27 protein-coding genes are annotated in these 26,532 nt (G+C 65.6%); 11 read left to right on the forward strand and 16 right to left on the reverse strand.

What is annotated here, in order from left to right; all coding sequences use genetic code 11:
- Positions 1–12: 12 nt before the first annotated feature.
- Positions 13–1,275, forward strand: coding sequence for a Zn-dependent hydrolase (locus Q3Y64_RS09675; RefSeq protein WP_101940468.1), 1,263 nt, complete (start codon positions 13–15; stop codon positions 1,273–1,275).
- Positions 1,276–1,279: 4 nt separating this feature from the next.
- On the opposite strand, the gene Q3Y64_RS09680 is transcribed toward Q3Y64_RS09675, so the two are convergent.
- The 4 genes from Q3Y64_RS09680 to Q3Y64_RS09695 are packed head-to-tail and all read right to left on the reverse strand — an operon-like array spanning position 1,280 to position 7,085.
- A complete protein-coding gene (locus tag Q3Y64_RS09680; RefSeq protein WP_303561355.1) occupies positions 1,280–2,329 on the reverse strand; it encodes an HlyD family secretion protein in 1,050 nt (349 codons plus the stop codon).
- The gene (locus tag Q3Y64_RS09685; RefSeq protein ID WP_303561357.1) at positions 2,326–4,404 is read right to left on the reverse strand and encodes a TolC family protein; all 2,079 of its coding nucleotides are present in this window, start codon (positions 4,402–4,404) and stop codon (positions 2,326–2,328) included. The genes Q3Y64_RS09680 and Q3Y64_RS09685 overlap by 4 nt, the downstream gene beginning before the upstream one ends.
- A 1-nt stretch (position 4,405) precedes the next feature.
- Positions 4,406–5,689, reverse strand: coding sequence for a glycosyltransferase (locus tag Q3Y64_RS09690; protein ID WP_303561359.1), 1,284 nt, complete (start codon positions 5,687–5,689; stop codon positions 4,406–4,408).
- Between the two features lie 4 nt (positions 5,690–5,693).
- The gene (locus Q3Y64_RS09695; RefSeq protein WP_101940472.1) at positions 5,694–7,085 is read right to left on the reverse strand and encodes a diguanylate cyclase; all 1,392 of its coding nucleotides are present in this window, start codon (positions 7,083–7,085) and stop codon (positions 5,694–5,696) included.
- Between the two features lie 305 nt (positions 7,086–7,390).
- Between Q3Y64_RS09695 and Q3Y64_RS09700 the strand changes: the two genes are divergently transcribed.
- Positions 7,391–7,978 (forward strand): LysE family translocator, encoded by a 588-nt coding sequence (locus tag Q3Y64_RS09700; protein WP_303561362.1) that lies wholly within the window; start codon positions 7,391–7,393, stop codon positions 7,976–7,978.
- Here the strand turns inward: Q3Y64_RS09700 and Q3Y64_RS09705 are convergent.
- Together Q3Y64_RS09705 and tyrS are read right to left on the reverse strand one after the other, a co-directional pair.
- Positions 7,975–8,802 (reverse strand): AraC family transcriptional regulator, encoded by an 828-nt coding sequence (locus tag Q3Y64_RS09705; protein ID WP_303561364.1) that lies wholly within the window; start codon positions 8,800–8,802, stop codon positions 7,975–7,977. The two genes, Q3Y64_RS09700 and Q3Y64_RS09705, sit on opposite strands and share 4 nt — an antisense overlap.
- Positions 8,803–8,820: 18 nt before the next feature.
- A complete protein-coding gene (gene tyrS, locus Q3Y64_RS09710; RefSeq protein WP_303561366.1) occupies positions 8,821–10,095 on the reverse strand; it encodes a tyrosine--tRNA ligase in 1,275 nt (424 codons plus the stop codon).
- A gap of 155 nt (positions 10,096–10,250) precedes the next feature.
- Between tyrS and Q3Y64_RS09715 the strand changes: the two genes are divergently transcribed.
- Positions 10,251–10,646, forward strand: coding sequence for a hypothetical protein (locus Q3Y64_RS09715; RefSeq protein WP_170022050.1), 396 nt, complete (start codon positions 10,251–10,253; stop codon positions 10,644–10,646).
- A gap of 98 nt (positions 10,647–10,744) precedes the next feature.
- On the opposite strand, the gene Q3Y64_RS09720 is transcribed toward Q3Y64_RS09715, so the two are convergent.
- From Q3Y64_RS09720 to Q3Y64_RS09735, 4 genes are all read right to left on the reverse strand, one after another.
- Entirely contained in the window at positions 10,745–11,083 is a 339-nt protein-coding gene (locus tag Q3Y64_RS09720) for a zinc ribbon domain-containing protein YjdM (RefSeq protein WP_101940476.1), read from the reverse strand.
- Positions 11,084–11,228: 145 nt separating this feature from the next.
- Positions 11,229–11,807, reverse strand: a complete 579-nt coding sequence (locus Q3Y64_RS09725) for a DUF4337 domain-containing protein (RefSeq protein WP_303561370.1) — start codon at positions 11,805–11,807, stop codon at positions 11,229–11,231.
- 31 nt (positions 11,808–11,838) lie between these two features.
- Positions 11,839–13,053 carry a DUF1343 domain-containing protein gene (locus Q3Y64_RS09730; protein ID WP_303561372.1) on the reverse strand — a complete coding sequence of 405 codons (1,215 nt, stop codon included), beginning with the start codon at positions 13,051–13,053 and terminating at the stop codon, positions 11,839–11,841.
- A gap of 94 nt (positions 13,054–13,147) precedes the next feature.
- Positions 13,148–13,672: a DOMON-like domain-containing protein gene (locus Q3Y64_RS09735; RefSeq protein ID WP_101940478.1), complete on the reverse strand. Its 525-nt coding sequence runs from the start codon at positions 13,670–13,672 to the stop codon at positions 13,148–13,150.
- 172 nt (positions 13,673–13,844) lie between these two features.
- Here Q3Y64_RS09735 and Q3Y64_RS09740 point away from each other — a divergent pair, with 172 nt between their 5' ends.
- From Q3Y64_RS09740 to Q3Y64_RS09770, 7 genes are read left to right on the forward strand one after another with little or no spacing between them, the layout of a single operon-like run.
- On the forward strand, positions 13,845–14,324 hold the full coding sequence (locus Q3Y64_RS09740; protein ID WP_303561375.1) for a type IV pilin protein: 480 nt from the start codon (positions 13,845–13,847) through the stop codon (positions 14,322–14,324).
- Positions 14,318–14,923, forward strand: coding sequence for a GspH/FimT family pseudopilin (locus Q3Y64_RS09745; RefSeq protein ID WP_303561377.1), 606 nt, complete (start codon positions 14,318–14,320; stop codon positions 14,921–14,923). Before Q3Y64_RS09740 ends, Q3Y64_RS09745 begins: the two co-directional genes overlap by 7 nt.
- Positions 14,920–15,348, forward strand: coding sequence for a hypothetical protein (locus Q3Y64_RS09750; RefSeq protein ID WP_303561379.1), 429 nt, complete (start codon positions 14,920–14,922; stop codon positions 15,346–15,348). The genes Q3Y64_RS09745 and Q3Y64_RS09750 overlap by 4 nt, the downstream gene beginning before the upstream one ends.
- Positions 15,345–16,508, forward strand: a complete 1,164-nt coding sequence (locus Q3Y64_RS09755) for a PilW family protein (protein ID WP_303561381.1) — start codon at positions 15,345–15,347, stop codon at positions 16,506–16,508. Before Q3Y64_RS09750 ends, Q3Y64_RS09755 begins: the two co-directional genes overlap by 4 nt.
- Positions 16,509–16,511: 3 nt before the next feature.
- The gene (locus Q3Y64_RS09760) at positions 16,512–17,111 is read left to right on the forward strand and encodes a hypothetical protein (RefSeq protein WP_303561383.1); all 600 of its coding nucleotides are present in this window, start codon (positions 16,512–16,514) and stop codon (positions 17,109–17,111) included.
- A 31-nt stretch (positions 17,112–17,142) separates the two neighbouring features.
- Positions 17,143–20,997, forward strand: a complete 3,855-nt coding sequence (locus Q3Y64_RS09765; protein ID WP_303561385.1) for a pilus assembly protein — start codon at positions 17,143–17,145, stop codon at positions 20,995–20,997.
- A 5-nt stretch (positions 20,998–21,002) separates the two neighbouring features.
- Positions 21,003–21,530, forward strand: coding sequence for a hypothetical protein (locus tag Q3Y64_RS09770; RefSeq protein WP_303561386.1), 528 nt, complete (start codon positions 21,003–21,005; stop codon positions 21,528–21,530).
- A 21-nt stretch (positions 21,531–21,551) separates the two neighbouring features.
- Here the strand turns inward: Q3Y64_RS09770 and dusA are convergent, their stop codons facing one another.
- Positions 21,552–22,556 (reverse strand): tRNA dihydrouridine(20/20a) synthase DusA, encoded by a 1,005-nt coding sequence (dusA, locus tag Q3Y64_RS09775; protein ID WP_303561388.1) that lies wholly within the window; start codon positions 22,554–22,556, stop codon positions 21,552–21,554.
- A gap of 99 nt (positions 22,557–22,655) precedes the next feature.
- Here dusA and bamE point away from each other — a divergent pair, with 99 nt between their 5' ends.
- On the forward strand, positions 22,656–23,129 hold the full coding sequence (gene bamE, locus Q3Y64_RS09780; RefSeq protein ID WP_158239096.1) for an outer membrane protein assembly factor BamE: 474 nt from the start codon (positions 22,656–22,658) through the stop codon (positions 23,127–23,129).
- A 37-nt stretch (positions 23,130–23,166) separates the two neighbouring features.
- On the opposite strand, the gene Q3Y64_RS09785 is transcribed toward bamE, so the two are convergent.
- The 5 genes from Q3Y64_RS09785 to Q3Y64_RS09805 are packed head-to-tail and all read right to left on the reverse strand — an operon-like array spanning position 23,167 to position 26,517.
- Complete coding sequence (locus Q3Y64_RS09785; RefSeq protein WP_303561392.1) at positions 23,167–23,898, reverse strand: DUF3379 family protein; 732 nt, start codon at positions 23,896–23,898, stop codon at positions 23,167–23,169.
- On the reverse strand, positions 23,895–24,410 hold the full coding sequence (locus tag Q3Y64_RS09790; protein ID WP_101940488.1) for a sigma-70 family RNA polymerase sigma factor: 516 nt from the start codon (positions 24,408–24,410) through the stop codon (positions 23,895–23,897). The genes Q3Y64_RS09785 and Q3Y64_RS09790 overlap by 4 nt, the downstream gene beginning before the upstream one ends.
- A 7-nt stretch (positions 24,411–24,417) precedes the next feature.
- On the reverse strand, positions 24,418–24,897 hold the full coding sequence (locus tag Q3Y64_RS09795; RefSeq protein WP_303561395.1) for a DoxX family protein: 480 nt from the start codon (positions 24,895–24,897) through the stop codon (positions 24,418–24,420).
- Positions 24,894–25,688 (reverse strand): DNA-binding domain-containing protein, encoded by a 795-nt coding sequence (locus Q3Y64_RS09800; RefSeq protein WP_303561397.1) that lies wholly within the window; start codon positions 25,686–25,688, stop codon positions 24,894–24,896. Before Q3Y64_RS09800 ends, Q3Y64_RS09795 begins: the two co-directional genes overlap by 4 nt.
- Positions 25,681–26,517 carry a DUF692 domain-containing protein gene (locus Q3Y64_RS09805; protein ID WP_303561399.1) on the reverse strand — a complete coding sequence of 279 codons (837 nt, stop codon included), beginning with the start codon at positions 26,515–26,517 and terminating at the stop codon, positions 25,681–25,683. The genes Q3Y64_RS09800 and Q3Y64_RS09805 overlap by 8 nt, the downstream gene beginning before the upstream one ends.
- Positions 26,518–26,532: the final 15 nt, after the last annotated feature.

Genomic DNA, 26,532 nt, shown 5'->3' on the forward strand with positions numbered 1-26,532 from the left:
CAGGAGCCCATCATGGACATGAAGACAAGCACAAATATCGACGCGCTGCGCATCAACGGCGAGCGTCTGTGGGATTCGCTGATGACGCTGGCGCAGATCGGTGCCACCGAGAAGGGCGGCGTGTGCCGCCTCGCCCTCACCGATCTGGACCGCCAGGGGCGCGATCTGGTTGTGGGCTGGGCGAAGGAGGCCGGCATGCGCGTGACGGTCGACAAGATCGGCAACGTGTTCATGCGCCGCGAAGGCCGCAATCCGGCGCTACCGCCGGTGATGACCGGCAGCCATATCGACACCCAGCCCACCGGTGGCAAGTTCGATGGCAACTACGGCGTGCTCGCCGGGCTGGAAGTGATCCGCACGCTCAATGATCTCGGCATCGAAACCGAAGCGCCGTTGGAAGTGGCTTTCTGGACCAATGAGGAAGGCTCGCGCTTCGTGCCGGTGATGATGGGCTCGGGCGTGTTCGCCAAGGCCTTCACACTGGAGCATGCCTACGCCGCGACCGACACCGAAGGCAAGAAGGTCGGCGAGGAACTCGCCCGCATCGGCTACATCGGTGAGGAGGAGCCGGGTGATCACCCGATTGGCAGCTACTTCGAGACCCACATCGAGCAGGGGCCGGTGCTGGAAGACAACGACAAGGTGATCGGCGTGGTGCAGGCCGTGCTGGGCATCCGCTGGTATGACTGCACGGTGACCGGCATGGAGGCGCACGCCGGCCCCACGCCGATGCCGCTGCGCCGCGATGCGCTGCAGGTGGCTACGCGCCTGATGCAGGAAGTGGTGGCCCTGGCCAATCGCCACGCGCCGCACGGACGCGGCACGGTGGGCATGGTCCACGTGCATCCGAACAGCCGCAACGTGATTCCGGGTCGGGTGAAGTTCTCCATCGACCTGCGCAACGAAAGCGATGCGGCGGTCGATGCGATGGATGCCGAGATCCGCGCCTATGCCGCCGCGCTCGCAGCGGAGACCGGCCTGGGCATCCAGATCGAGCTGGTCTCGCAATATCCGGCCCAGCCCTTCGAGCCGGGCTGTATCGCGGCGGTGGCGAAGGCGGCGGAGAAGCTGGGCTACTCGGCGATGCCGGCGGTTTCGGGTGCCGGCCATGACGCGGTCTACATGGCTCGCCTCGCCCCGGCCGGGATGATCTTCATCCCCTGCAAGGACGGCATCAGCCATAACGAGATCGAAGACGCCAAGCCGGAGCACATCACCGCCGGCTGCAACGTGCTGCTGCACGCGATGCTGGAACGCGCCGGCGTCTTGACCTGAGCGCCTACCAGCCGCTGAAGCGGAAGCTGCGGATCGTGACCGGCAGCTGATGGATGCGCGCCTCGGCGGGCAGGGCATCGGTCTCGATCAACACCTGCAGACGCTGATTGCGCGGATCGAGCGTGCCGGCCAGCTCTTCCGGTAGGCGGCGGGTGGAGGGCGCCGGACCGAGGATGCGCCCCTGCAGCGTGACACGGTTGGGCAGCACGATGCGCACCGTCTCGCCACTATGGGTCAGCCCCAGCTCGCGGCCCTGCATGAAGGCCACCACATGCGGGCGGCCATGGCGCAGCACCAGCATCGGCTCGCCCTGGGAAACGCGCTGGCCGCGGGTGAGCATCAGGTTGTCCGCCGTACCCGCCACCGGCGCCCGCACCGTCAGCTCTCCCATCCGCGCCTCGAGGCTGGCCAGGCGCGCGCGCTGCTCGGCGGAGAAAGAGGCGCTGACCACCGGCAAGGGTGAAGGCGTGCTGCGCAGGATGCTCTCCTGCTGGGCCTGGATGCTGCCGAGCAGGGCCAGCTCCTCGCCTTCCGCTGCCAGCACTTCGCCGCGCGTGGCGGCATCCCGGGCAGCCAGATCACGCAGCACCAGCACACGCTGATGCAGCGCCGTCTGGCGTTGCTGCAGGGCCTTCAGGGTCTGCCGCTGGGACTGCAGCTGAGCCTGATGAATGGCCACAGCCTCCTTGGCGCTCGCCGCCACATTGGCTGCACGCAGGACTTCGTATTCCGCCCGCAGCGCGGGGTTGTCCAGGCGCAGCAGCACGCTGCCCTGCGTGACCTGGCTGCCGCTGCTGAGGTTCAGCTCGGTCACGGTAGCGTCCTGCGGTGCCTGCAAACTGAGCTCTTCGAACATCACGAAGCCACGCGCCTCCACCCACAGCCACTCGCGGATGAAGTGGACGGCGACCCAGATCGCCGGGCTCAGGGCCAGCAGGGTGATCAACAACCAGCGCAGACGCGGCGGCACACGCTTCGACTCCTGTGGCGGCAGGCTCAGCCCCCCTTCGCGGCGCGGATCAGCGGCTTCCGGAATGCGGAATCGGATTTTCATGGACTGGCTTTCAGATAGGTTTCCAGGCTCTGCACGGCAAAGCCGGCCACCACGCCCTGCTCCGCCAGACTCTGGAGACCTTCCAGGTGCTTGCGCAAGGCGCTTTGGCCGGCGCGGAAATGACTCTCGTCTGGCGCCAGCTCGGGTTCGATGCTCTGCGCCAGCCACAGCGCCTTGCCGGGCAGATTGGCAGCGATGCGCTGGATGCGCTCACGGGCCGAGGCGGCTGAAGTGGAATACAGCATGACCACCACGTCGTCAGCGCTGGCAGCTGCGCGGCAGGCCGCACACAGCCCGCCGGCATCGGCCACGAGGGCCCGCCAGTGGATGCTGAGGCCGATCGGCAGCGGGCTGATCGCCCGCAGCTCGGCCACCCGCCGGGCCAGTTCGCGCCAGGCCTGCGCCTCGCCCGGCCCGCTGCGCTCAGCGGCACTCAGCTGGTCCGGTTCGAGATCAAGCTGCAGGCCGTCGAAAGGCAGCTCGGCCAGGTTCCGCACGATGGCCAGCAGGGTTTCGCCGCGCCCCGCGCGCAGCCAGTCCGGGTCGCCCAGCAGCAGGCTGACGCGGCGGCCGGCGCGCTGCTGCGCACGGATCTGCGCGGCCAGGCGCTGGCGGGGACCAGCCGCAGTGAGCTGCTGCAGATCGGCCGGGCTGAAGGACAGCCACACCTCGCTGACCAGCAGTTCGCCCAGCGCCCGCCGCACAGCCTCACCCTCCAGCGCCTGCAGGCCGCCCCAGGCATACACGGCGCGACGCGCGGGCTGCACCGCCAGCAGGTTCGGACATGCTTCGGCCGGCGGCTGGCGCAGCGCCTCCCAGCTGAGCCAGGCCGCGGCCGGCAGCAGGCAGCCCTGCGCGGTAAGCGGGCTGTCATCGCCGGCCGCCCAGGCACGCGCCTGAGCCGCAATCAAGGCGTTGAGTGCAGTGAAGTGGGCGCTGCGCGCTGCGACCCAGCGCTCGATCGGGTCACCCGCCACGCCGGCCTTGAGCTGGGCGCGCTGGCCGGTTTCGCGTACGCGGCTGCCGCTGGCCGCGGCCGCGGCGGCGGCCAGGCGCAGTTCGGCCTGCGCATCGGCCTGTTCGTTGAGCATGGCTTCACGCCAGCGCGCCGCCTCGTCACGCTGCTGCTGCAGGAGCAGGCGGGCGCGCTGTACCCGGGCGGCGGACTCGCGCCGCGTGCTGCGGGCAACGCCGGGCGCATCCAGCGGCAGTTCGAAGCTGATGCCGGCATTGATGCTGGAAGCACGGCCGAGGTCATCATCACGGCGCAGGTTGCCGGCTACATAGGCGTTGGCACGCAGCGGACTGCTGCCGGCACGGGCCAGCTCGTCCTGCAGGGTCTGCAAGGCCAGCAGGGCCTGATCGCTGGTCTGCTCCGCCGGCAGATCCAGCCCGCCGCCGGGGCCGGCCACGAGCTGGCCGGCAAAATCCGCGCGCCAGCGCCGCAGTTCGCGCCCGAAGCGCAGCAGCTCGGCTGCGGCATTGGCTTGCTGGCGCTCGGCCTGGGTCAGGCTCAGGGCCAGCTCGCGCGCCTCGCCCTCAAGCAGCAGGCCGGCCTGCTGGCGCTGTGCCAGGGCCGCACGGATCTGCGGTGCGGCCGCGAGGAAGTGGCGCGCCAGGGCCTGCTGCGCCTCGGCCCGGGCATAGCCGTAGTAGCTGCTGCGCAAATCCTGCAGCAGGCGCTGGCGCAGGGCTTCGCGCTGGACCCGGCTGAGCAGCGCGTCGATGCCGGCATAACCGACGCGCAAACGCTGTTCGCCAGCCGTGCCGAGCAGCGGATAGCGCAGCCCCAGGCTGCCGAGCAGGCTGTAGTAATCGCGCGAGCCGCCGCCGAACTGCGGTTCATAGACGTTGGCCGCGCCGGCATCACCATACAAGCGCAGGCCGCCACTGGCCCGCTCGCGTTCGAGCTGCGACTCGGCCAGCTCGCGCTCGGCACCGGCCAGGGCGTAGTCCGGGTGGCTCTCCAGCGCGTCGGCGAAATCCTGCAGGCGGAATGCCGGCGCAGCCTGCACCGCGCCAGCGCAGAGCAGCAGCAGGCAACAGACCAAACGGAGGAGAAAGGTGGCTGACATGTCAGTAGCGGGTCTTGCGCAGCACCCACCAGGGCGCCATGGAGGAATCGAGATGCTGGCGGGTGACCAGCTCGGCCAGGGTGGCAAAGGCATTCCACACACGCGAGGCAAAGGTGAAGAAGGGAAACAGGGGCACGAAGGCGAGGTAGGGCCAATCCTGGCGGCGGCGCTCGGAGAGCAGCAGCAGATAGCTCAGGAACAAAGTGCCGGTGAGCAGGGTGTAGAACAGGTAGGTGAGCCCCAGCACCGCCAGCAGCACCGGCCAGGGCAGGGACCAGACCAGCCACAGGGTGGCGCCGACGATGATGAAGGGCATCACGAGCTGGAAGTAGACCCCAGTCCACATCAGCATGATGAAATTGCGCCAGCCCAGCAGGCCCGGCCGCAGGCTGTGCCAGTGCTTGCGCACGTAGAGGTAGAACAGGTCGCCATCCCAGCGCAGGCGCTGCTTGAAGAACACCTTCCACTCGGTGGGCGCATCGGTGTGGCCCATGGCCAGTGGCTGGTGCACGATGCGGTAGCGCTCGCCCGGGCCGAAGCGCTTCTTGATGCGCAGGGTGAGGTCCAGATCCTCGGCGGTGCCGGCGTCCCAGCCGCCGAGGCTGTCGAGCAGGCTGCCGCGGAAGGCACCGAAGGCCCCCGAGATGTTGTTGACGGTGTTGAAGGTGGTGAGCCCGGTGCGCGCGAGCTGGATGGTCAGCATGTATTCCAGCGCCTGCAGGCGGGCGACCAGGCTGGCCGCCGCATTGCGCACCCGCAATGCACCGGAGACGCCGGCGACCTGCGGATCGGCGAAGGGGCGGGTGATTTGCCAGACCATGTCGTTGTCGAACGAAGTGTCGCCATCGAGCGCCAGCACCACTTCGCCGGTCGCGAAGTGGCGGCCGGCATTCAGGCTGGACACGCGGCCGCCGCGCGTGCGCTTGGGCAGGATCTTGAGGATGCGACTCGGATGACGACGCGCCGCTTCCTGCCATTCGCGCGCGGCCAGATAGGTGGCGCGGTTCTGCACGGCACCATCGACCATGATCAGGATCTCGATGACGCCCGGGTAGGTCTGCTCGATCAGGGTTTCGACCGTCTTGCCCACGTCGCGGCCTTCCGAGTAGCAGGTGACGACGCAGCTCACGCGCGGCCGGAAGGCATCCAGCTGCGGGCGCGCCTTGCGCCGCAACGCATAGCTGATCACGCCCAGCCAGCACAGCAGGTAGGCCGGCAGCTCGAACAGCAGCACCAGCGGGAACACGCTCAGCAGAATCTCGGCCAGGCCGCGCGACTCGAACATGGGCTCAGGTCTCGATCTCGGTTTCCAGGCGCGAGGCCATCAGGCCCATCAGCTGGTTGGCTTCGAGCGGCAGCCCGTCCGCCCCGGGCATGCTGACCACCGCGGTGGATAGCGCCAGCACAGCTGCGTTGGCCTGGCGCGAAGCCTGGCCCAGCTCGCGCATGCGCGACACCAGCAGACGCGCGCCGGCTTCATCGGTATGCGGGGTGAGCAGCCAGATGTGGTCATCGTCCCCCCGGGTGGTGAGATCGGTGGTGCGCAGGGTGGCGCGCAGACGCTCGGCGAACCCATCGATCAGGGTCGCGGTGACCGAGCGACCCAGCGTACTTACCAGTTCCTCCAGGTTGCGCACACGCAGGCCGATCACACTGAAGAAGTGGCTCTCGGGATAGCGCCGGGCCAGCGCGATCTGCCAGTCCAGCAGGCGTTCGAACAGCGCCGGCACGATGAAGTTGACCGTATCCAGCCCGGACAGCACTGGCGACAGATTGCCCTGGCGCGCCAGCAGCAGCCCGGCACCGCCCAGGCGATAGACCGCGATCGGGCGTACCGGCAGGCGCTCGGGCGAGCTGCTTGCGCCACAGGCCATGCACTGGCTGCGCACGTCGGCATCGACGAACAGGTTCTTGCACTGGCGGCACTGCAGCTGCTCCAGCGGCCGGTCGTAATCCACCCCGATATGGCGTAGGGCGGCCGAGCACTTGGGGCATTCGAGACGGTGCTGACGCTGGAAACTCTCCTGCTGATCGACATGACCGCAGGTGAAGCAATGCAGCAGGCGGGTGCTGGTGATGTCGATGCTGGCGCAGGACGGGCAGACGTCCACATGGTTCATGTGCGCGCTGCTGCACTGGTCGCACAGGCGCAGGCGATCGACGACCACCTCGGTATCGAGGATGCGCCGGCGGCTCCAGCGCTCGAGCCAGACATAGGGATCTTCCCCCTCGGTGAGCAGGGTTTCGACCAGCGGATAGCGGTAATAAGCTGGCGCGGTCCAGTCCTTCACCGGATGCAGGCGTTGCGCCGGCCGGCACGCCAGGTACTGCGCCAGCGCCTCGCCGGGCGTGGCCGCCACATGCGTCAGGCGGGCGGCCTGGGCCATGATCTCGCCGGCCTGCGCATCCCGCCCGGCGGCATCCAGCGCGATACCGTCAAGCAGGCTGGCAAGGCCTGGCGGCTCCGCGCCGTCCGGCCGGGTCGCCAGGAACAGAGGCAGATGACTCAGAGCCGGCTGGGCCCGGATGGCGCGTACCCAGGCGGCAGCCTGCGGCCATGCCGAGGTCTCGAGCAGCACCGGGGCGCGCGGCTCCTCCGCCAGCAGGGCGGCCAGATCGAGGCGCTGCATGTCGGCAACCAGCACCGACGCAGGCTGCTCACTGAGACCTATCCATTGCATGTTGAGAACTTCCTTATACGGCAGCTACAGGAGTGCGCTGCCGGCGGGCGAATCCTCACTTGCCTGATTCAGGATCAATGCGGACCGTGCAGGCAGGAAAGGCGCAGCGCCCAGTCTGTAAAGGATTTTAGCTTGGCCGGACAAACGCCCGTCCCGGGGAAAAACACAAGATTCGTCAAACTCAACAAAATCACGCATATTCGCCCCAGGGAGGGTTATGAGGGCCAGAACGGCAATTTTGTTCAATACCTGAGTGGCCACAGCGGGCAGTCTGGGCATCTTCGATCTTGCGGCGTGCCCACATCATGACTTCCCTGCTCCCGATGTTCCTGTTTGCCCTGGCGGCTTCGCTTTCTCCGGGGCCGGTAAATCTGGTCGGGCTGGGCACCGGGGCACGGCGCGGTTTTCTGCCCGGAATGCTCCATGTGGCCGGCGCCACCTGTGGCTTCACCGTGCTACTGGTGCTGATCGGCTGCGGCCTGCAGGCCCTCTTGCTGCAATGGCCCTGGCTGCTGGCACTGATCCGTTGGGCGGGGGCGGCCTTCTTCGTTTACATGGCCTGGAAGCTGTGGCGCGACGAGGGTCAGCTCGAGGCCGGCGAAGCGCGCCCCGGCTCGCTGTTCCTGCAGGGCGCGCTGATGCAGTGGCTCAATCCGAAGGCCTGGCTGGCCTCGGCTGCCGGCATGGGGGCTTTTGCGGCGGATGGCGAGGCGAGCCGGATCGGCCTGTTTGCGGCGCTGTACTTCGTGGTGTGCTTCGCCTCGCTGGCTTGCTGGGTCTGGGCCGGTTGCCATCTGCGCGACTGGCTGCAGCAGCCACGGCGGGTACGACTGCTCAATGGCGGACTGGCCGTGATGCTGCTGCTGTGCGCCCCGGGCATGCTGCTGGGCTAGTTGCGGTATTCACCTGGCGTGGCGGCCACATAACGCTTGAAGGCGCGCTGGAAATGGGCCTGATCGGCAAAGCCGGTCTCTGCCGCCACCTGAGCCAGCGGCTCGCCCCGGCGTAGGCGCTGGCGGCATTGCTGGATGCGGCAATGGGTCAGGTAATCATGCGGGGTCATGGCGTACTGCGCCTTGAAGGCACGGATCAGGCGCGAGGCGGAGAGCCCGGCGACGCGGCAGATGTCTTCCAGACGCAAGGCCGTGGCGCTGCTGCTGCGGATGAAGTCCGCCGCCCGCACGAGACGCGGATCCAGCGGCTCCGGCAATACCTGGGGCACAGCCGGGGCGTGCTGGCACAGCGCACCAAAGAACTCGTGCAGGGCGACTTCGCGGCCGATCAGATCGCCGGAGGTATCCAGCAGGGTGGTGTGCAGCTGGCTCAGCCGACGGTAGAGCCCGGGATCCCTGCTCAGGCGCGCCACCAGCGGCACGAATTGGCCGCCCGCCGCCACGCCGTGTTCTTCCTGCAACGCCGCCAGCCAGGCGAGGTCCACATACAGCATCAGGTAGGACCAGGTACCGGCCAGCGGGCTGCAGGCATGCACCTCGCCCGGGTTCATCAGCACCACCGCACCGGTATCGACCCGCTCGCGCAGGCGGCCATTCAGATAGGTGCTGCAACCGCCGGTGATGGCACCGATCGAGAAGTTGTCATGGGCATGCCGGTCGTAACAGACGCTGCGCCCATCCTCGACGGTGCGGACTTCGATGAAGGGCAGTGCCGGATCGCGCCAGAACGCCTGTCGCGCGGGAATCTGGCCCCTTGCAGACATGGCGTGCGGCGCTCGCGCTCAGGCCCAGCGGATCATGGCGTAGAGCTTCTTGCCCCGACGCAGCAGGGTGAAGCGGCCAAACAGGCGCTCGGCATCGGTGATGGCATGGTCCAGTGCCTCGGCCTTGGCGCCGTTGACCGCCACCGAGCCGCTCTGGATGAAGCTCTTCGCTTCGGTCTTGGACTTGGCCAAGCCACTGGCGACCAGCAGGTCGATCAGGTTGCTGACCGATTTGTCTTGCTCAACGCCGGGCACGCCATCCTGTGCGAGCTGCTCCAGATCGTTTTCGGTCAGCGAAGCCAGATCGCCGGAGAAGAGGCTGGCGGAGATGCGCTGCGCGGCTTCCAGCGCGGCCTTACCGTGCACCAGTTCGGTGGCCTGTTCGGCGAGGATGCGCTGGGCTTGCGGGCGGCCTTCTGCGGCCTTGTCGGCAGCTTCGATGGCGGCGATTTCTTCCACCGTAAGGAAGCTGAAGTAGTGCATGAACTTGTACACGTCGGCATCCGCCGTGTTCAGCCAGAACTGGTAGAAGGCGTAGGGCGAAGTCTTCTTGGCGTCGAGCCAGATGGCGCCGGATTCGGTCTTGCCGAACTTGGTGCCGTCGGACTTGGTGACCAGCGGCAGCGTAAGGCCGTAGCCCTGCTGCTGATTCATGCGGCGCGTGAGCTCGGTGCCGGCGGTGATATTGCCCCACTGATCGGAGCCGCCGATCTGCAGCACGCAGCCGTAGCGGCGGTTCAGCTCGGCGAAGTCGTAGCCCTGCAACAGGGCGTAGGAAAACTCGGTGTAGGAGATGCCCTCGCCGTCGCGGTTGATGCGCTGCTGCACCGATTCCTTCTTGATCATGGCATTCACCGAGAAGTGCTTGCCGATGTCGCGCAGGAATTCGAGCGCGCCCATGCCGGAGAACCAGTCGTAGTTATTGGCCATGATGGCCGCGTTGGGGCCCTCGAAATCGAGGAAAGGCGCGACCTGGCCGCGGATCTTGTCCACCCAGCCAGCGATCACTTCTGGAGTGTTGAGCTTGCGCTCGGTGGCCTTGAAGCTCGGGTCGCCGATCATGCCGGTGGCGCCGCCGACCAATGCGATCGGCTTGTGGCCGGCCTGCTGGAAGCGCTTGAGGACCAGTACCGGCACCAGATGGCCCAGGTGCAGCGAATCGGCGGTCGGGTCGAAGCCGCAATACAGCGTCACCGAACCCTTCGCGAGCATTTCATCGAGTGCCTCTGCATCGGTGGTCTGGGCAATCAGGCCACGGGCATGCAGATCTTGCAGAAGGGGGGACTGGTACATCACGGTTTCTCCACGGACAAGGCTGGGCGGAAGCGCCAGCCATGAATACAAGCTGAGCATTTTAACGGCTGGGCGCAGGCAAGGCGAATTTGCGCGCCGCTGCGGTGTAGCCGACGCAGGCATGCGAACATGCGCCGAACGATCAGGAGACAGACATGAGGAAATGGATAGCGCTGCTGGCCCTCGCCTGCCTGCTTGGCGCCTGCACCCCGCCGGTGAATCCGGACGAAGCGGAACACGCCGTGCCGGCTTTCCATCTGGCCATGATCGAGGGGGATTTCGCCGGTATTTACCAGCGCGCCGCACCTGCCCTGCGCGAAGCCCAGGCGCAGGCCGAATTCGTCGCCGGCCTGCAGAAGATCCGTGCCCGGCTCGGCGAAGTGCGCGGTGCCGAGCGCATGACCACGACGGTGGACGGCCGCCAGGCCACCCTCACCTACACCACGGCCTATGCCAATGGCGCGGCGCGCGAGGAATTCGTGATCGTGCAGGAGGAGGGGCAGGCACCACAGTTGCTGCGCTATCGCTTGCTGGAGCCGCAGATTCCGTAGTTGCGGCTGAGTGCCACGTCTGTAGGTGCGACTTCAGTCGCACAACAGCGGCCTCACGTTCGACAAGACAAGGAGCGGCCCTCTGGCCGCTCCTGCAGTCAAACCTTCTTGAGGAAGCAGGCCTTGAGCATGAACTTGCCTTCGTCGAGCTTGCAGTCGACTTCGTGATCGCCATCGCCGACGAGGCGGATGCTTTTCACCTTGCTGCCCTGCTTCAGGGTGATCGAGGAACCCTTGACCTTCAGGTCCTTGATCAGCACCACGGCATCGCCATCCTGCAGCACGGTGCCATTGGAGTCGCGCACGATGCGGCTGTCTTCCTCGCTGCTGGCCGCAACTTGCGGAAATTCGTGGCCGCAATCCGCGCAGACGTAGTTGTCGCCGTCCGGGTAGGTGTTTTCCATCGAGCAGACGGGGCAGGCGGGAATGGCGGACATGATGACTTTCAGTGTGTGAAACCAGGAGGATCGGGATTATAGCCCCGCCCGGCATCAGGGCTTTGCCCCGGTGGAGAGCCTTGCCACACATGGCGGTGAGGCAGGGCGTGTGCAAAGCAAGGTGTGATGCGGTTCTTCAGGACGATCAGAAGTGCAGCATGGCGGCAATACCCAGTGCCGTGCCGACGACGGATACGCCATACACGCCCCATTGCAACCAGTTTCGGCGAGTGAGCAAGGCAATGGCGGAAAGGGCGATAGCGACCTGCAGCAGCGTGGTGGCCTGCGCCCAGCGGTGATGGTTATGCATCTGGGCTTCCGAGCGCTCATCCCAGACCTTGGCCTCGGCTTCCAGTGCCTCCGCCTGGGTCTTGATCACGTTCATCTCGCCCTGATAGCGCTCCACTTCCTTGCGGTAGTAGTCCCCGCGCTCTCCAGCGGACCAGGCAGCACCGAGCTCAGCCAAGGCTCTCTTGGTGCTCTTGGCCTGATAGAAATTCCACTGGTTGGAGGCTTCGGTCTTCTTGATCGCGGCGTTGTTCTTGAACAGCATCGCATCTGCCTGAGTCGCACCGCCCTGATAGGCAAAGAGGGCGCCGAGGGTAGCGAGAGTGGCGGTAGTGACGGCGATGCGTCCGGCAAATCGGTCGCTGGCGCCGTGCTGGCTGGCGTGTTCAAGTTCATGATCGTGCGGGCCGTGCACATGAAATCCGTGTCCTGACATTTTTCTCTCCGTACTTGTAGGGATAGGCCGCTCAGCAATAGAGCAGGAAAGCCGCACGCTCCGCGCGCCAGCTCGCTTCATCCGCCAGCGTGATCACGTCCAGATCATCCGGCATGGCGGCCGCATCATCCACCCATTCGCGCAGGAGCGGCGAGCCGTTGATGAGGTCGATGGCCAGACGCTCATGTTCGTACTCGTAACCGAAGTCGCGCCACAAGGGGTAGGCCGGATACAGCTGGCGGATGGCCTTGAAGGCCAGGGCCTGGAGTCTCCAGGGGCGGAAGGCGGCGTGATCGTAGTGCGCCGTTTCGACATGGATCTGCACGCCAGCGCAGAGCTTGCCGACATGCTTGTGAAAGGTCGGCTCAAACCAGATTTCGCGCAGCACGCAGCCCGCGAGCCAGTGCGGGGCGAGTGCGCGCATCTTCGCGATCACCGCGCGAGCCTCGATATCCGGTGCGCCGAAGAGCTCCAGCGGACGCGTGGTGCCGCGCCCTTCCGAGAGCGTTGCGCCTTCCAGCATCACGGTACCGGCGTAGGCGCGCGCCATCGAGAGATTCGCCGCATTGGGGCTGGGATTGATCCAGGCGCGCTCTTCCGGCCAGCCATAGCCGGGCGCGGCCTCGGGCTGCCAGCCCTGCATTTGGATCACGCGGTATTCCAGTTGCAGGCCCAGCGTGGCGATGAACCAGTGGCCCAGCTCGCCCATGGTGAGGCCATGGCGCATCGGCAGGCTGCCGGCACCGACGAAGCTCTCCCAGCCCTCGCGCAGCCTCAGGCCTTCGACCGGCCGGCCAGCGGGGTTGGGGCGATCCAGCACCCACACCGTTTTGCCGTGTTTTGCCGCCGCCTCGAGCACGTAACGCAGGGTGGTGATGAAGGTGTAGATGCGGCAGCCCAGATCCTGCAGGTCGACCAGCAGCACGTCGAAGCTGGCCATCATCGCGTCGGTAGGGCGACGCACCTCGCCGTAGAGGCTGAAGACCGGGATGCCCAGCTGCGGGTCGAGGTAATCGGGGGATTCAACCATGTTGTCCTGCTTGTCGCCACGCAGGCCATGCTGCGGGCCAAAGGCGGCGCTGAGCGTGATCTCGGGGCAGGCGGCCAGCGCATCGAGGGCGTGATCGAGATTCCGGGTGACCGAGGCGGGGTGGGCGAGCAGCGCCACCCGGCGGCCCGCGAGCGGTGCGCGCAGGGTGGGGTCGGTGAGCAGGCGGTCGAGGCCGAAGAGGACAGGTGAAGTCATGGCAGGCGTTTTCTGTAGGAGCGGCCACTGACCGCGAATGGCAGATGAGGGACGAGGCAGGATTCGTGGGCGCTGACCGCTGCCGCCAATGTGTTCATGGCAAGGACAGGACGAAGGATTCGCGCCGGTGAAAGTCCGGCCGTTCGCCAGCGTGCTGCAGGGCCCAGTAACTCAGCTCAGGCGTGGTGGTTTCGATCACGGCCGTGGCGCCAAGCTGCAAGGGTCGGGCGGGCGGCAGCAGCGCAGCGGGCAGGTCGACCTGCAATTCGAATGCGCTCGGGCTGTGGCTCACACGGATGCGTGGCTGCGCATCCGGAACCCAGTCACGCCGCACGCGGTAGTCGCTGAAGGCATAGGCCGCCCAGTTGCCCGAGGGCGCGAAGTTGAATTCCCGATAGCCCCGCTCCCCCTCGGCCACGAAAAGCTCGCAGCAGCTGTGTTGCCAGAGCCCATCGGCAAAGCCGGGCGCCGGGCTGAGGGGCGGAAGGCGCAGGGCGGAAATGTCGCCTATCAGGCGATAGCACAGCTGCAGCGCGCCATCCTCCTGCCAGGCCAGCGACAGGCTGCAGGCGCTGAGGGGCGGAAGAGGGCTGGCGCGGTGACAAAGCAGGGCGGGCATCGCAAGGGCTGGTGAGGAGACGGCCCGCTACTTTACCGGAGCCGCTCACAGGCGAGGGAGACACCGCTGGTCGGCCCCTGATGCAAACAAATGTGCTTTTGCAAGCCTTGAGGTCGTTTTGCAAGCCCCCGTGGATGATGTCCAGCAGTAAAGAACCCACGGTAATCGAGTCATGAATACCCCGCAGCAACACCCGGCCAACAGCCATGGCAGCAAGAACACCAGCGCCGGCTTCACGCTGATCGAATTGATGATCACGGTGGCCATCATCGCCATCCTGGCCGCCGTCGCCCTGCCGGCCTACAGCGATTACGTGACCCGCGGCCGCCTGGTTGACGCCACCAACGCATTGGCCACGACACGCGCAAAAATGGAGCAGCACTATCAGGACAACCGAACCTACGCCAGCGTGACCGGCTACGCCGCGCCCTGCGCCACAGCCCAGACCGCAGGCACTTTCAGCGTGCAATGCGCAGGCTCGGCGCTGTCGGCCACGGCCTACACGATCACCGCCACCGGCAGCGGTAGCACCAGCGGCTTCGTTTATACGATTGACCAGGACGGCACCCAGAAAACCACCGGCCTGCCTTCTGGCTGGGGCACGTATCCGCAATCCGGCTGCTGGGTGCAGCGCAAGGGGCAGACGTGCTGAGGCCGCATTGCGCATCCCGGCGCGGCTTCTCGCTGATCGAGCTGATGGTGATCATCGCGGTGATGAGCATCCTGACCCTCGTGGCGGTGCCGAACCTGTCCACCTGGCTGGCCAACAACCGGGTGCGCACCGTCGCCGAGGCGCTGCAGAACGCGCTGCGCCAGGCCCAGGTGGAGGCCATCAAGCGCAGCCGCCAGACCAGCTTCGTGCTCACCGCCGCCAGCCCGGCCCTGTCGGCCACGCCCAGCAGCAGCGGCCCGAACTGGTACATCCAGAGCCTGCCGCTGACCGGCAGTTCGGAGGCCGCCAGCAACACGGATTTCGTGCGCGGCGAAACCCTCGCCAACCAGTATTCGGTAAGCATCAGCGGCGGCAATGCCGCACTGTGCTTCAACTCGGCCGGCCGCCTCGTCAGCAATACCGCCACCGGCCTCGGGGCAAGCTGCACGGCACCTGCCGACAGCGTGACCTACACCCTCACCACGACGGGCGCGGATCGCAAGCTCGCGGTGCAGGTGTACGCGGGCGGCAAGGTACGCATGTGCGATCCGCAGAAAACCCTGTCAGTCAGCAATCCGGATGGGTGCACGACATCATGAAACACACCGCTCTCGCCCACCGCCAGCACGGCGCCGCCCTGCTCGAAGCCCTGATCTCGATCCTGCTGTTCTCGCTGGGCGTGCTGGGCATCGTCGCCCTGCAGGCCAAGGCCACGCAATTCTCGGTGGATTCGGAAGACCGCACCCGCGCTGCTCTGCTCGCCAACCAGATCGTCAGTCAGATGTGGGCCCAGCAGAGCACCACACTGGATGCCGCCACGCTCAGCAGCTGGAAGGCCCAGGTCAGCGCCACCAGCAGCGGCCTGCCAGCAGGGGATGGCGATGTGAGTTTATGTATAGAAGTCGACCTCAAGAATGATTGTGAGATCCTGGGGCTGGCCACCGTAACGATCAGCTGGAAGGCTCCCTGGCGCAAGAGCGCTGAGCAGGCCAACAGCTACGTCACCAAGGTGATGATTCCATGAGCCGGCCGTCCAGCCACCGCCAGCGCGGCCTGACCCTGATCGAACTGATGGTGGCGATCGTCATCGCATCCCTGCTGGTGCTCGCCGTAAGCTCGGTGATGATCGGTTTCGAAGCGCGCAAGCGCAGTTCCACCTCGGTCAATGACATCGACCAGGCCGGCAACTACGCCGCTTATGTGCTCGACAACTGGCTGCGTAGCGCCGGCTCGGGGATTTCGCAATCCGCCGAATATGCCTTCGGCTGCACCCTGCAAGCCACCAATGGCAGCCAGACCCTGCCGCGCACGGCGGCGCTGCCGGCGCCTTTCGCCAGCCTCGGCACGACTTTTCGCCTCGCCCCGCTGCTGATCCTCGCAGACGGAACCACGCCTGCCGCCAGCGGTAGCAGCTCGGATGTGCTGCTGGTGATGAGCGGTGCCGCCGGCCGCAGCGAAGCCCCGGCCTACCTGACCGATTACCCTTCCAGCAGCAGCCTCACGCTCAAGAACACCCTCGCCTTCGCCGCCAGCGATCTGCTGCTGCTGACCGACCAGGAAGCCAAGAATGGCGGCATCGCGCCCTGCCTCGTCAGCCAGGTCAGCAGCAGCTTCAGCGAGAGCGGCGCAGGCAGCTTGGCGCTGGCCGGCACTTACTACGCTGCCGAAATCAACTCGGTCAGCGTGGCCGGTTTCACGAAGAATGCAGTGGCCTTCAACCTGGGCAATGTGTCGGCCTCCAACCCGCCGGCCTTCCAGGTGCTGGGCGTGGGTGACAACAACACTCTGTATGCCTACGACCTGTTGCAGACCTCGGCGACCCCCTTGCAGGCGGTTGCCAATGGCCTGTTCGAGCTACACGCGCTGTACGGCCTCGATAGCAATGCCGATGGCAAGGTGGATAGCTGGGTCAAGCCCAGCGGCAGCTACGCCTTCAGCGCCCTGAGCGACGGCAGCAGCACCGCCAACGGCCTGATCAGCACGATCAAGGCGATCCGCGTCGGCCTGATCCTGCGCACCGATATCGCTGAGAAAACCGCTGTGAGCGCCAGCAGCCTGACGCTGTTCAGTGATCTCGGCAGCAGTCTGCAATTCACCCGCAGCCTCACGGCCAGCGAACAGAAATACCGCTACCGCACGCTGGAAATCAGCGTGCCGCTGCGTAACGCGATGATGCTGGAGTAAGCGATGCGCAACATTTACCGCCCCCGGGCTAGAGCCCACTCTCAACAAGGCCTGATCCTGCTGGTGACCCTGCTCGCCATGGTGATCCTGCTGATCTCGGCGGTCGCCCTGCTGCGTTCGCTGGATACCTCAGTGCTGCTTTCCGGCAACCTCGCTTTCAAGCGTGATCTGGTCAATGAAGGCGAGCGTGGCATGGCCGCGGCCATCACCCTCTTCAAGAGCGGTGCGCTCGCCAGCGACAGCAGCCGCACGGCGGATCTGGCCGGCAGCAACTACTCCGCCACGATCCTGCCCTCCAATGCGCGTGGCATCCCCTTGGTGCTGGTCAATGACTCGACCTTCAGCAGCAAGGGCATGAGCGCCACTGACATCACGGATAGCAGCACCGGCGTGACGATCCGCACCGTGATCGATCGCCAATGCTCCAGCGCCGGCAGTTTTGATGCCAGCACCTGCGTCTACATCCCGGGCGCCTCTGACGTGGGCGGCACCAACTGGCTGAAAAAAGCCGGTGCCGAATACGTGCCGGCCTACCGCATCAGCGTGCGGGTCAGCGGCCCGCGCAATACCCAGGTTTTCCTACAGACCACGCTGTCCCGCTGAGGCACGGCCCGCCCTTCCGCGAGAGATTGCCATGAACCTACTGAACCGTTTTCACCGCCCGCTGGGCGCCCTGCTGAGTGCAGCCGCACTGGCCAGCCTGCCCACCCACGCCGCCAGCATCGATCTGGCGGATGCACCGCTGTTTTCGTCTGTCTCGGTGCCGGGCAATCTGGCACTGGCGCTGTCCGTGGAATATCCAACGGCCATCAGCCCGGCCTATCCCGGCACGACGGACTACGTCGCGAGCTCCACCTACTACGGCTATTTCGATCCGGCCAAGTGCTATCTATACAAGTACAACAGCACCACGCCAGCCGAGAGCTACTTCACGCCCTACAGCATGGCGAGCACGCACACCTGCAGCAGCACGGCGAGCGTACCGCTATGGAGCGGCAACTATCTCAACTGGTCGTCGATGATGTCGCTCGATGGTTTCCGCTGGGTGCTCACCGGCGGGACCCGTGGCACGGCCAGCAACGATGACACCACGACCAGCACCATCCTCGAGAAGACCTATGTTTCGAGCCAGGGCACGCATACCTCCAACACTCCGGAGAAGACACTTTCATCGACCTACGCAGCCGGAGCCACGCCTTTCAACTGGAGCACAGGAGTCAAGACACGGAACTGGGGTGGCGGCATCGCGATGTGGGTGACTGGCAGCGGCACGCTGAGCAGCGATTCGACTCCCGCTTCGACGGACTACAACGCGCAATATGCCCTGACCAGCAGCTCAAGCTCATCCTCGACATGCAGCGGCAGGAATTGCACTTCGTCGAGCTCAAGCTCCTCAGCAGGCGCCAGCGCCAGCACCATTTACAAGCTCTACATCCGCGTGAAGGTGTGTGACAGCACGGTCGGCGTGGAGAGCAACTGCGTGGCCTATGGCAGCAATTACAAGCCAGAGGGCCTGTTGCAGAGCTATTCGAGCAAGCTGAGGTATGCCGCCCTCGGCTACATCAATACCTGGACGACGAGCAAGGATGGCGGCGCGCTGCGCGCACCGATGAAATTTGTCGGGCCGGAGCAGCCCGTGCCGGGCTCCACCGCCATTACCAATACGGCAGCGGAATGGAGCTCATCCACCGGGGTGATGCTGCAGAACCCGGACAGCTCGGCCGCCTCCACCACCGCCACGGCCGCCGGTGTCACGATCGCCAACAGTGGCGTGCTGAACTACCTGAACAAGTTCGGCAAGGTGGTCACCACCAAGGGCTACAAGAAATACGACCCGGTCAGCGAACTGTATTACGCGGCCACGCGCTACTTCCGCAATCTCGGCAATGTGAGCGCCTATTCTTCCTGGGCGACCTCCGACGGCGACTCCAACGACAGCATCGCCACCCGGCTGGACGGCTTTCCGGTGATCACCACCTGGAGCGATCCGATCGCCTACAGCTGCCAGAAGAACTTCATCCTCGGCATCGGAGACGTGAATGCCAACTACGACGGCGACTTGTACGGCACTTCGCTCGCACAGGGCGGAACCATTCCATCGGATGACACAACGGTGAACGTGACGACGGCCACCAACATGGTCGGTCAACTCGAGGGTCTCGGCGCGCTGGGAACGAAGAAGAACTCGTCTACTGGTGGCAGTTCGCTGAACTCCTATGGCGGCAACGCAACCAATTACATCGCCGGTCTGGCCTATGACGCGCATGTGAAGGACATCCGCAGCGACCTGACCGGCACTCAGACCATCAACACCTACTGGATGGACGTCGTCGAGTACCAGTACTTCATCCCGAAAAACCAGTACTGGCTCGCCGCCAAGTATGGCGGCTTCGAAGTGCCGGACGGCTTCGAGCCCTATGCAACGAGCAATGGCACCAGCACGCTCGCAAGCAGCAGCTGGTACACCAACGCCGAAACCATCACCAACACCAAGGATTCAAGCAAGACCGCTTCCCGGCCAGACAACTACTTCACCGGCAATAATCCGGAAGCCATGCGTAGCGGGCTGACTACAGCCTTTGCCAAGATCAGCTCCGAAGCCGCCGCGGCCACCGCCACCGCACTGGCCTCGCCCTCGCCGCGTCAGACCACCAGCGGCAATGCCAACTACGTGGCGAGCTACGACCCCTCGACCTGGACCGGCAGCCTCAAGGGCCAGACAGCCAGCTACGACAGCAGTGGCAGCCCGACCTATACCGATGTGTGGAGTGCCGCAGGGCTGATCAGCAGCCTCGGCCAGGCCAACCGCAAGATCGTCACCTGGTGCGGCAGCGGCGCCGTTCCCTTCCAGACCAGCCTCAGCTGCAGCGGCTCCTTCAACTACGTGACCGGGGTCAGCAGCCAGTCCGCCAGCGACTACATCCTGTATCTGCGCGGTGACCGCAGCAAGGAAATCGCCAACGGCGGCAAGTACCGCACCCGCACCAGCCTGCTGGGCGATATCGTCGGCTCCAAGGTGACTGCCGTGGCCGGCCCGGATGCCGAGCTGACCGATCTCTACAACCCCGGCTATAGCAGCTTCCGGCGCACTTACGCCAGCCGCAAGACGGTGGTCTACGTCGGCGCCAATGACGGCATGCTGCACGCCTTCGATGGCTCGGTCACGGCCAGTACTGGTGGAGCCGAACTCTTCGCCTACATCCCGAGTCTGGTGTATAGCGACAGCAGCCTCGATACCGCCGATGGCGGCCTCTCCTCGCTCGGCAGCCCCAGTTTCAGCCATCACTATCTGGTGGATGCCACACCGAATGTGTTCGACGTCGATTTCTACAAGACACCTTCGCCGACGGCCACCAGCAATGACTGGCACAGCCTGCTGATCGGCGGCCTTGGCAAGGGCGGCAAGGGCTATTACGCCATCGACGTGACCGACCCCTCGGCCTGGACCAGCGAAAGTGCCGTGGCCGGCAAGGTGCTGTGGGAATTCACCGACACGCGCATGGGCTACAGCTACGGCGATGCGCAAGTCGTGAAGACCGCCAAGTACGGCTGGGTGGTAGTGCTCACCTCCGGCTACAACAACAGCGATGGCAAGGGCTACTTCTTCTTCGTCCACCCGCGCACTGGCGCCCTGCTTGAAACCGTGGAACTCAAAGAAGCCAGCAACCTCGCCCACGCCTCAGCCTTCGTGCCGAACTACAAGGACGGCACCGCCGACACCCTGTATGCCGGCGACCTGCAGGGCAATGTATGGCGCCTCGATCTCACGCCGACTTCGGGCAGCTACGCCACGCCGACGCGCATCGCGATCCTCAAGGATGCGGCCGGCACGGTGCAGCCCGTCACCACCAAACCGCTGATCGAGATCGAGCCGGATTCGCTCAAGCGCTACGTGCTGATCGGCACCGGGCGCCTGCTGGCCGACAGCGACATCGCCAGCATCCAGATCCAGAGCTTCTACGCCCTCATTGACGGCATGAGTACGAGTGGCGCCTTCTACGGTGGCAGCACCAGCCTGCCCGATGGCGTGAGCTTTCCGATCACCCGGGCGGTGCTTGAGGAGAACAGCAATCTGCTCAGCGGCATCGGCAGCAACCCGGCCAAGGTCATGGGCTGGTACTTCGATCTGTCTGCCGCTTCAAGCGGCGTGGCGGAGCGCATCAACGTGACACCTACCGCCAACAACGGCGTGGTGGCCTTCGCCGCCAACCTGCCCAACGGCGAGGTGTGCTCCCCGGCGGGTACTTCGCGCGCCTTCGCGGTGAGTCTCTCAACCGGCCAGAGCCTGCTCAGCGACAGCAGCGGCAAGTCAGTCGCCTCCCTGTCACTGAGTTCAGTCACCACCGAGATCGGTTTCGTGAACATCGCCGGCAAGACTCGGCTGCTCGCCGGCACCTCCGCCGGTACGGTGGTGAACCTGCCCGGCAGCTTCTCCAGCAGCGGTTCGGTCAAGCGCCTGAACTGGCGCGTGGTGCCGACGGCAGATTGAGCGCCATGCCGGCCAAGCCCGCCCTCGCTGCCCTCGCCCTGTCCGCCTTGCTGCACGCAGGCGGCCTGTGGGGCTGGCGAGCCAGCAGTCCGCAAACTGGGCCGGCAGCCGCCACGCCCCCCACGCAGCCGTTGCTGGGCCGCTTCGTCGCCGCCACGCCCCCGCCCTCTACCGCGCCGGCGGCGCAGCCGGCCCAGCCGGCGGGCGCCTCATCCACCTCGTCCACATCGGCAGACCCCGCCTATTGGCCCGCCGAAGCCCTGCAGCAACTGCCGCTGCCGGTTTCCGCGCCGGATGTTGCGCTGCTGGAGGGCAGCGAGCTGAGCGCTGAGCACCTGCGCCTGCGGCTCTACATCAGCGCCACAGGGGCCGTCGATGAAGTGGAAGTGCTCGGCGCTGAAGCCGGAGACGTGCAACCCCTGCGCCGGATGTTCCAGCGCACCCGCTTCCTGCCCGCTCGCCGGGGCGGCCACGAAGTGGCCAGCCAGATGGACATCGAGATCAAGCTCAGCGAACTGCTGCGGGTGATCTGATCGGATTCACGCGGGCAGGCTTCAGCCCGCCAGATCCTCTGCCGCCGCCCGTGCCCCCACCAGCGCCCAGGCCTCACGGATCAGCTCCGGCTGCGCGTCGCGCAGCGCATTCGGGTCCGACAGCAGGCGGCGGAAGCTCCGCGCCCCGGGCAGATGGTTGGCGAAGCCGAGGATGTGACGCACGATGGCGCGCAGCGGTGTGCCATGTTCACGCGCTTCCTGCGCAGCGTACTCGACCATGCCTTCGATGATGGCATCGCGGCTCGGCGCCCAAGCCGGGTCACAGAAGCTGCGCTCCCACTCGGCCAGCAGCCAGGGGTTGTTATAGGCCTCACGGCCGATCATCACGCCATCCACCTGCTGGAGCTGCTCGGCGATGGCGGCAGTGGTCGCCAGTCCGCCATTGAGCAGGATCTCGAGCTGCGGAAAATCGCGCTTGAGCTGGTGCGCCACCTCGTATCTCAATGGCGGAATCTCGCGGTTTTCCTTCGGCGAGAGGCCTTTCAGCCAGGCATTGCGGGCATGCACGATGAAGGTGCTGCAGCCGGCTTTCGAGACGGTATCGACGAAGCCATGCACGAAATCGTAATGCTCGATCTGATCGATGCCGATGCGATGCTTCACGGTCACTGGCAGCTTGGTGGCTTCGCACATCGCCGCCACACACTCGGCCACCAGCTGCGGCTCGTTCATCAGGCAGGCACCAAATGCGCCGCGCTGCACGCGCTCCGAAGGGCAGCCGCAGTTCAGGTTCACCTCGTCGTAACCCCACTCCTCAGCCATCTGCGCGCAGCGCGCCAGATCTGCCGGCTCGCTGCCGCCCAGCTGCAGGGCAACCGGATGTTCGGAGGGATTGAAGCGCAGATGGCGCGCCACATCGCCGAAGAGCAGGGCACCGGTAGTCACCATCTCGGTGTACAGCCAGGCATGCGGCGCCAGCAGGCGGTGGAAATGGCGGCAGTGACGATCGGTCCAGTCCAGCATGGGGGCGATCGTGATGCGGCGCGAGTGCATTGAACTATTCATGCGCCGATTTTACCGGAGTGCAGCGCCAGCCTGCCGGATCGAACTGGTAGCATGCTCGCTTTGCGCCATCCCTGCGGTGGCCATAATGAGGAATCTGGAATGAAAAGCTGGAACTGGCTCGCCGCCTTGCTGCTCCTCTCGGCCTGTGCCTCGGCCAACCTCGAAGGCATCAAGCCGGGCAGCATCACCCTCGAACAGATGCGGGCGCGCGAAAAACCCACCGCCGAGTGGCCCAACCAGGATGGCACGGTCACCCTCGAATACGCCGACCGCCCCGGCACCCAGCAGAACGTGATGATGGATTTCGACAGCAAGGGCCTGCTGACCGATTCCTATATCGTCATCACGCAGGAAAACCTGGTGCGGATCCGCATCGGCATGACCCGCCAGGAAGTGAAGCGCATCCTCGGCACGCCCAACAAGATCTGGCGCAATCAGCCCAGCGTCGGCGAAGTGTGGGAATGGCCGCTGGACGCCAAGAACCAGGGCGACCCCCAATCGGTGATTCTGGTCATCTTCCATCCCTCGGTTGATGCCGTAACCCGCGTGGCGCGCGACAACCGCTTCCCCTGATCTGCTTCAGCATGCGCCGCCGCAGCGGCCCGGGTGCTCAGGTCTCCCAGCGCACCCGGCGCTTGAGGTTACCCGCCGCTTCTTCCAGCGTGCGCGGGTCATCCGCAATCAGCGCGTAGTAGCCGGCGCCCGCACGCTCCACCTTCACGCTGCGGCCTTCCACCTGCACGGTCTCAACTTTCGCCGCGCCCTCTTTCGCTGGGATCAGCAGCAGGGTCAGCTTGCCGGCCGGCGTGTTGTAGATGATGTGCCAGCCCTGGCCGAAGCCTTCCACCGGGCAGAAGTGGATGTAGCTGACTTCGCCCAGCGGTGCCTGCAAGCGGCCACCAAAGCTGGCCAGCACGGCACCGAACTTCTCGGGCGGCTCGCTGCGGTGAATCGCCAACTCGAAGCCTTCATCATTCGCATGGCGAGCCGCAACCTGCGCCAGATCGCTGCCCGACACCGGACGTAGATGCCACATCGAGAAGCCCAGTGCGAGGCTCAGCAGAATGCTCGCGGCCAGCGCCAGTGGCTGCCAGCGGCGCGACGCGCGCGGCCCGGCGTGTTGCGCCCGCAGCAGGATGCGCTCGTTAAGCCCCTCTGGCAGCGGCACGGCGCCAAGCGCCTGCGCGATCTGCTGCTCAGCGTGCTGGGCGCGCTGGCTCCAGGCGCGACACAAGGCACAGCTTTCCGCATGGCTTTGCGCGGCGGCGCTCAGGTGGCGCGGATCCGCGAGATATTCGCGGCGGAAATCGAGGCAGCTGGTAGGGGTGGTTTCGTGGCTCATGACAACTTCCTGTTCCGGCCGCTGGCCGGGGCATGCAGGGCTTCCTGCAGGGCTTTGCGGGCACGGGTGAGGCGCACCATCACCGCGCCTTCGCTGGTCTGCAGCTCGGCGGCGATCTCGGCGCAGCTGTAGCCGCCCAGCGTCTGCAGCAGAAAAGGTTCGCGCAGCGAGAGCGGCAGGCTGCCGATCAGGTTCTCCATCTCGTACTGGCTAGCGTGGTCGTCCAGCGCCGGCAGGCTCAGCTCCTCGGGCGCCTCGTCGCTGTAGTCAAACTGCTTGCGCGCGTAGAGCCGGGCGTGTTCGTTGCGCAGGATGCTGATCAGCCAGGGCTTGGGATTGGCCTTGTCCTGCAGCTGATCCCAGGCCCGCCAGGCGCGGGCAAAAGTTTCCTGCACCAGCTCGTCGGCCAGAAAGCGGTCGCGCGAAAGCCAGTAGGCGAAGCGATAGAGCTCCGGGCTCCACGCTCGCACCACTTGCTCGAATTCGCGCTGGGCGGAAGATTTGAAGAACATAGCGGGATTATCGGCAATCGCCTGGCGCCTTGCCGCACAACTTGCGCCACACAACGGGATCGGCCGCTACACGCCCGCCGCCGAATGCCAACAGCACAAGTAAGCCAGCGCCCCAGAAAAAATGGGACTGAATCGCGGCCGGGCATTCAAAGCCCCACAGCGCGGGATAGCTGATCACCGCCATCGCATTCACCACCGTGAGGCCCAGCGCCGCAAAGCGCGTGACGAGACCCAGCGCCAGCAGCGGGGGCAGCAGCAACTCACCGGCCGTGCCCATCACCGCAGCCAGTGTTGTCGGCAGCAGCGGCACGCTGTACTCATACTCGAACAAAGCCAGGGTGCTGCTCCAGTCCTCAATCTTGGTGAGGCCGGACTTGAAGAACACCCAAGCGATGTAGAGACGCAGGGCGAGCAACAGCATATCGCGCAGGGCTGCGAGAGCAGACTCGTAAGCGCGGCACAGGCCGGCGGGCAGGGCACAGTTCATGGTGCTTCTCCGGGAAGGATGGCGGTGACCAGACCACGCTGGAAAATGTCGTGCAAAACGTGTTGCGACTCGAAATCCGGATGTTTTTCGGCACAGGCAGACAAGGCCGGCAGGAGCATCTCACCAGCCTGCAGCGCGACCAGCAGATCGGCCGAAGCCGCCGGCAAGGCCAGCACGCGGGGCTTGAAGCCGTCGCGGTAGATCAGCACGGTCTCTGGCCCGCAATCTTCGAGCTGAAAGACTTCGCCATGCAGCGCCCGCCACTCGGCTTGATGCTGCTGCCACAGGCTGGCGATGGGCCAGCTTGATGCGATCAGGCACAGTGCCGGCTGGAACTGCAGACGCGTTCCGGCCAAATCCGCCTCCGACAAGCTGGCCAGCTGCACGAAAGGCGTCGGCTGATGATCCGGCGCCATGCCAGCTTCATGCAGCGCCCATTCCAGCCGGGCGAGATCCGGCAGCCAGGGCAGCTCGGCAAAGTCGTCGCGCGCGGCGATGCATTCCGGCAGCGACGCGCCATACAGATTCAGGTCGCCCTCGCTGGCCGGATTCTCGTGCCAGTAAAGACGTGCCAGCTGCGCGAAACATTCTGCACCGAGCACTTCGTCACACACCGGATAGGCCAGCCGCAAGGCCGCGTGTGCATTGCTCACCGCGTTGCCGCGATAGATCGCAAGCAGATCCGCATTGCGCGCCGCCGGGCCGGCCAGCCGCGCCAAAAAAACCGGTGCCTGTGCCGACTCGCGCAGGGCCGCAGCAAAATCCCGTTGCAGGGCCAGCAGCTCAGACATGTGCCAGCTCCCCCGCTGCCATCAGCGCGCGTGCCTGGGCGGCTTCAGCGAGCAGTTCGCCCAGCGGCGGAAGATCTGTATCGCGCTCGATCAGCGTTGGCTGCGGCCCGCAATGGGCGATGGCGGCGCGATAGAGCTGCCACACGTCTTCACACACTGGCGTGCCGTGGGTGTCGATCAGGCCCAGCGGTGTTTCGCTGTGGCCAGCCAAATGAATTTCGCCGACACAGGCGGCCGGCAGGCGCTGCAGTTCGGCCAGCGCATCGAAGCCATGGTTGATGGCATTGACATACAGGTTGTTCACATCGAGCAGCACGCCGCAGCCGGTGCGGGCCGCCAGCTCAGCGAGGAATTCGAGGTCACTCAATTCAGAATCGCGAAAGCGCAGATAGGCCGAGATGTTTTCGACGAGGATGGGGCGGCGCAAACGTGTCTGCAGCTGATCGACATGTTCGACCATGCATGCCAGCGCTTCCTGCGTGCTGGGCAAGGGCAGCAGGTCCGCCAGATGCAGGCCATCTACAGCAGCCCAGGCCATGTGCTCGGAGACCAGCGCCGGCTCGAAACGCTCGACCAGCGCCGCCAGTTTCTCCAGATGCGGCACGCGCAAACCCTCGGCTGAGCCCATCGACAGGCCCACGCCGTGCAGGCTCAGCGGATAGTGCCCACGCACGGCCTCCAGCGTGGCCATGGCCGCGCCGCCAGCATGAAAGAAGTTCTCGGAATGCACTTCGAGAAAATCCAGCGCAGGCAGATCGCGCAAAATTTCGCGGTAATGCGGGGCGCGCAGGCCGATGCCGGCGCTGCGGTGAGGGAGAGTCGTGTGCATGGCTGCGGCCCCGAT

Source organism: Uliginosibacterium sp. 31-12 (genome assembly GCF_030548425.1).
GTDB lineage: Bacteria > Pseudomonadota > Gammaproteobacteria > Burkholderiales > Rhodocyclaceae > Uliginosibacterium > Uliginosibacterium aquaticum.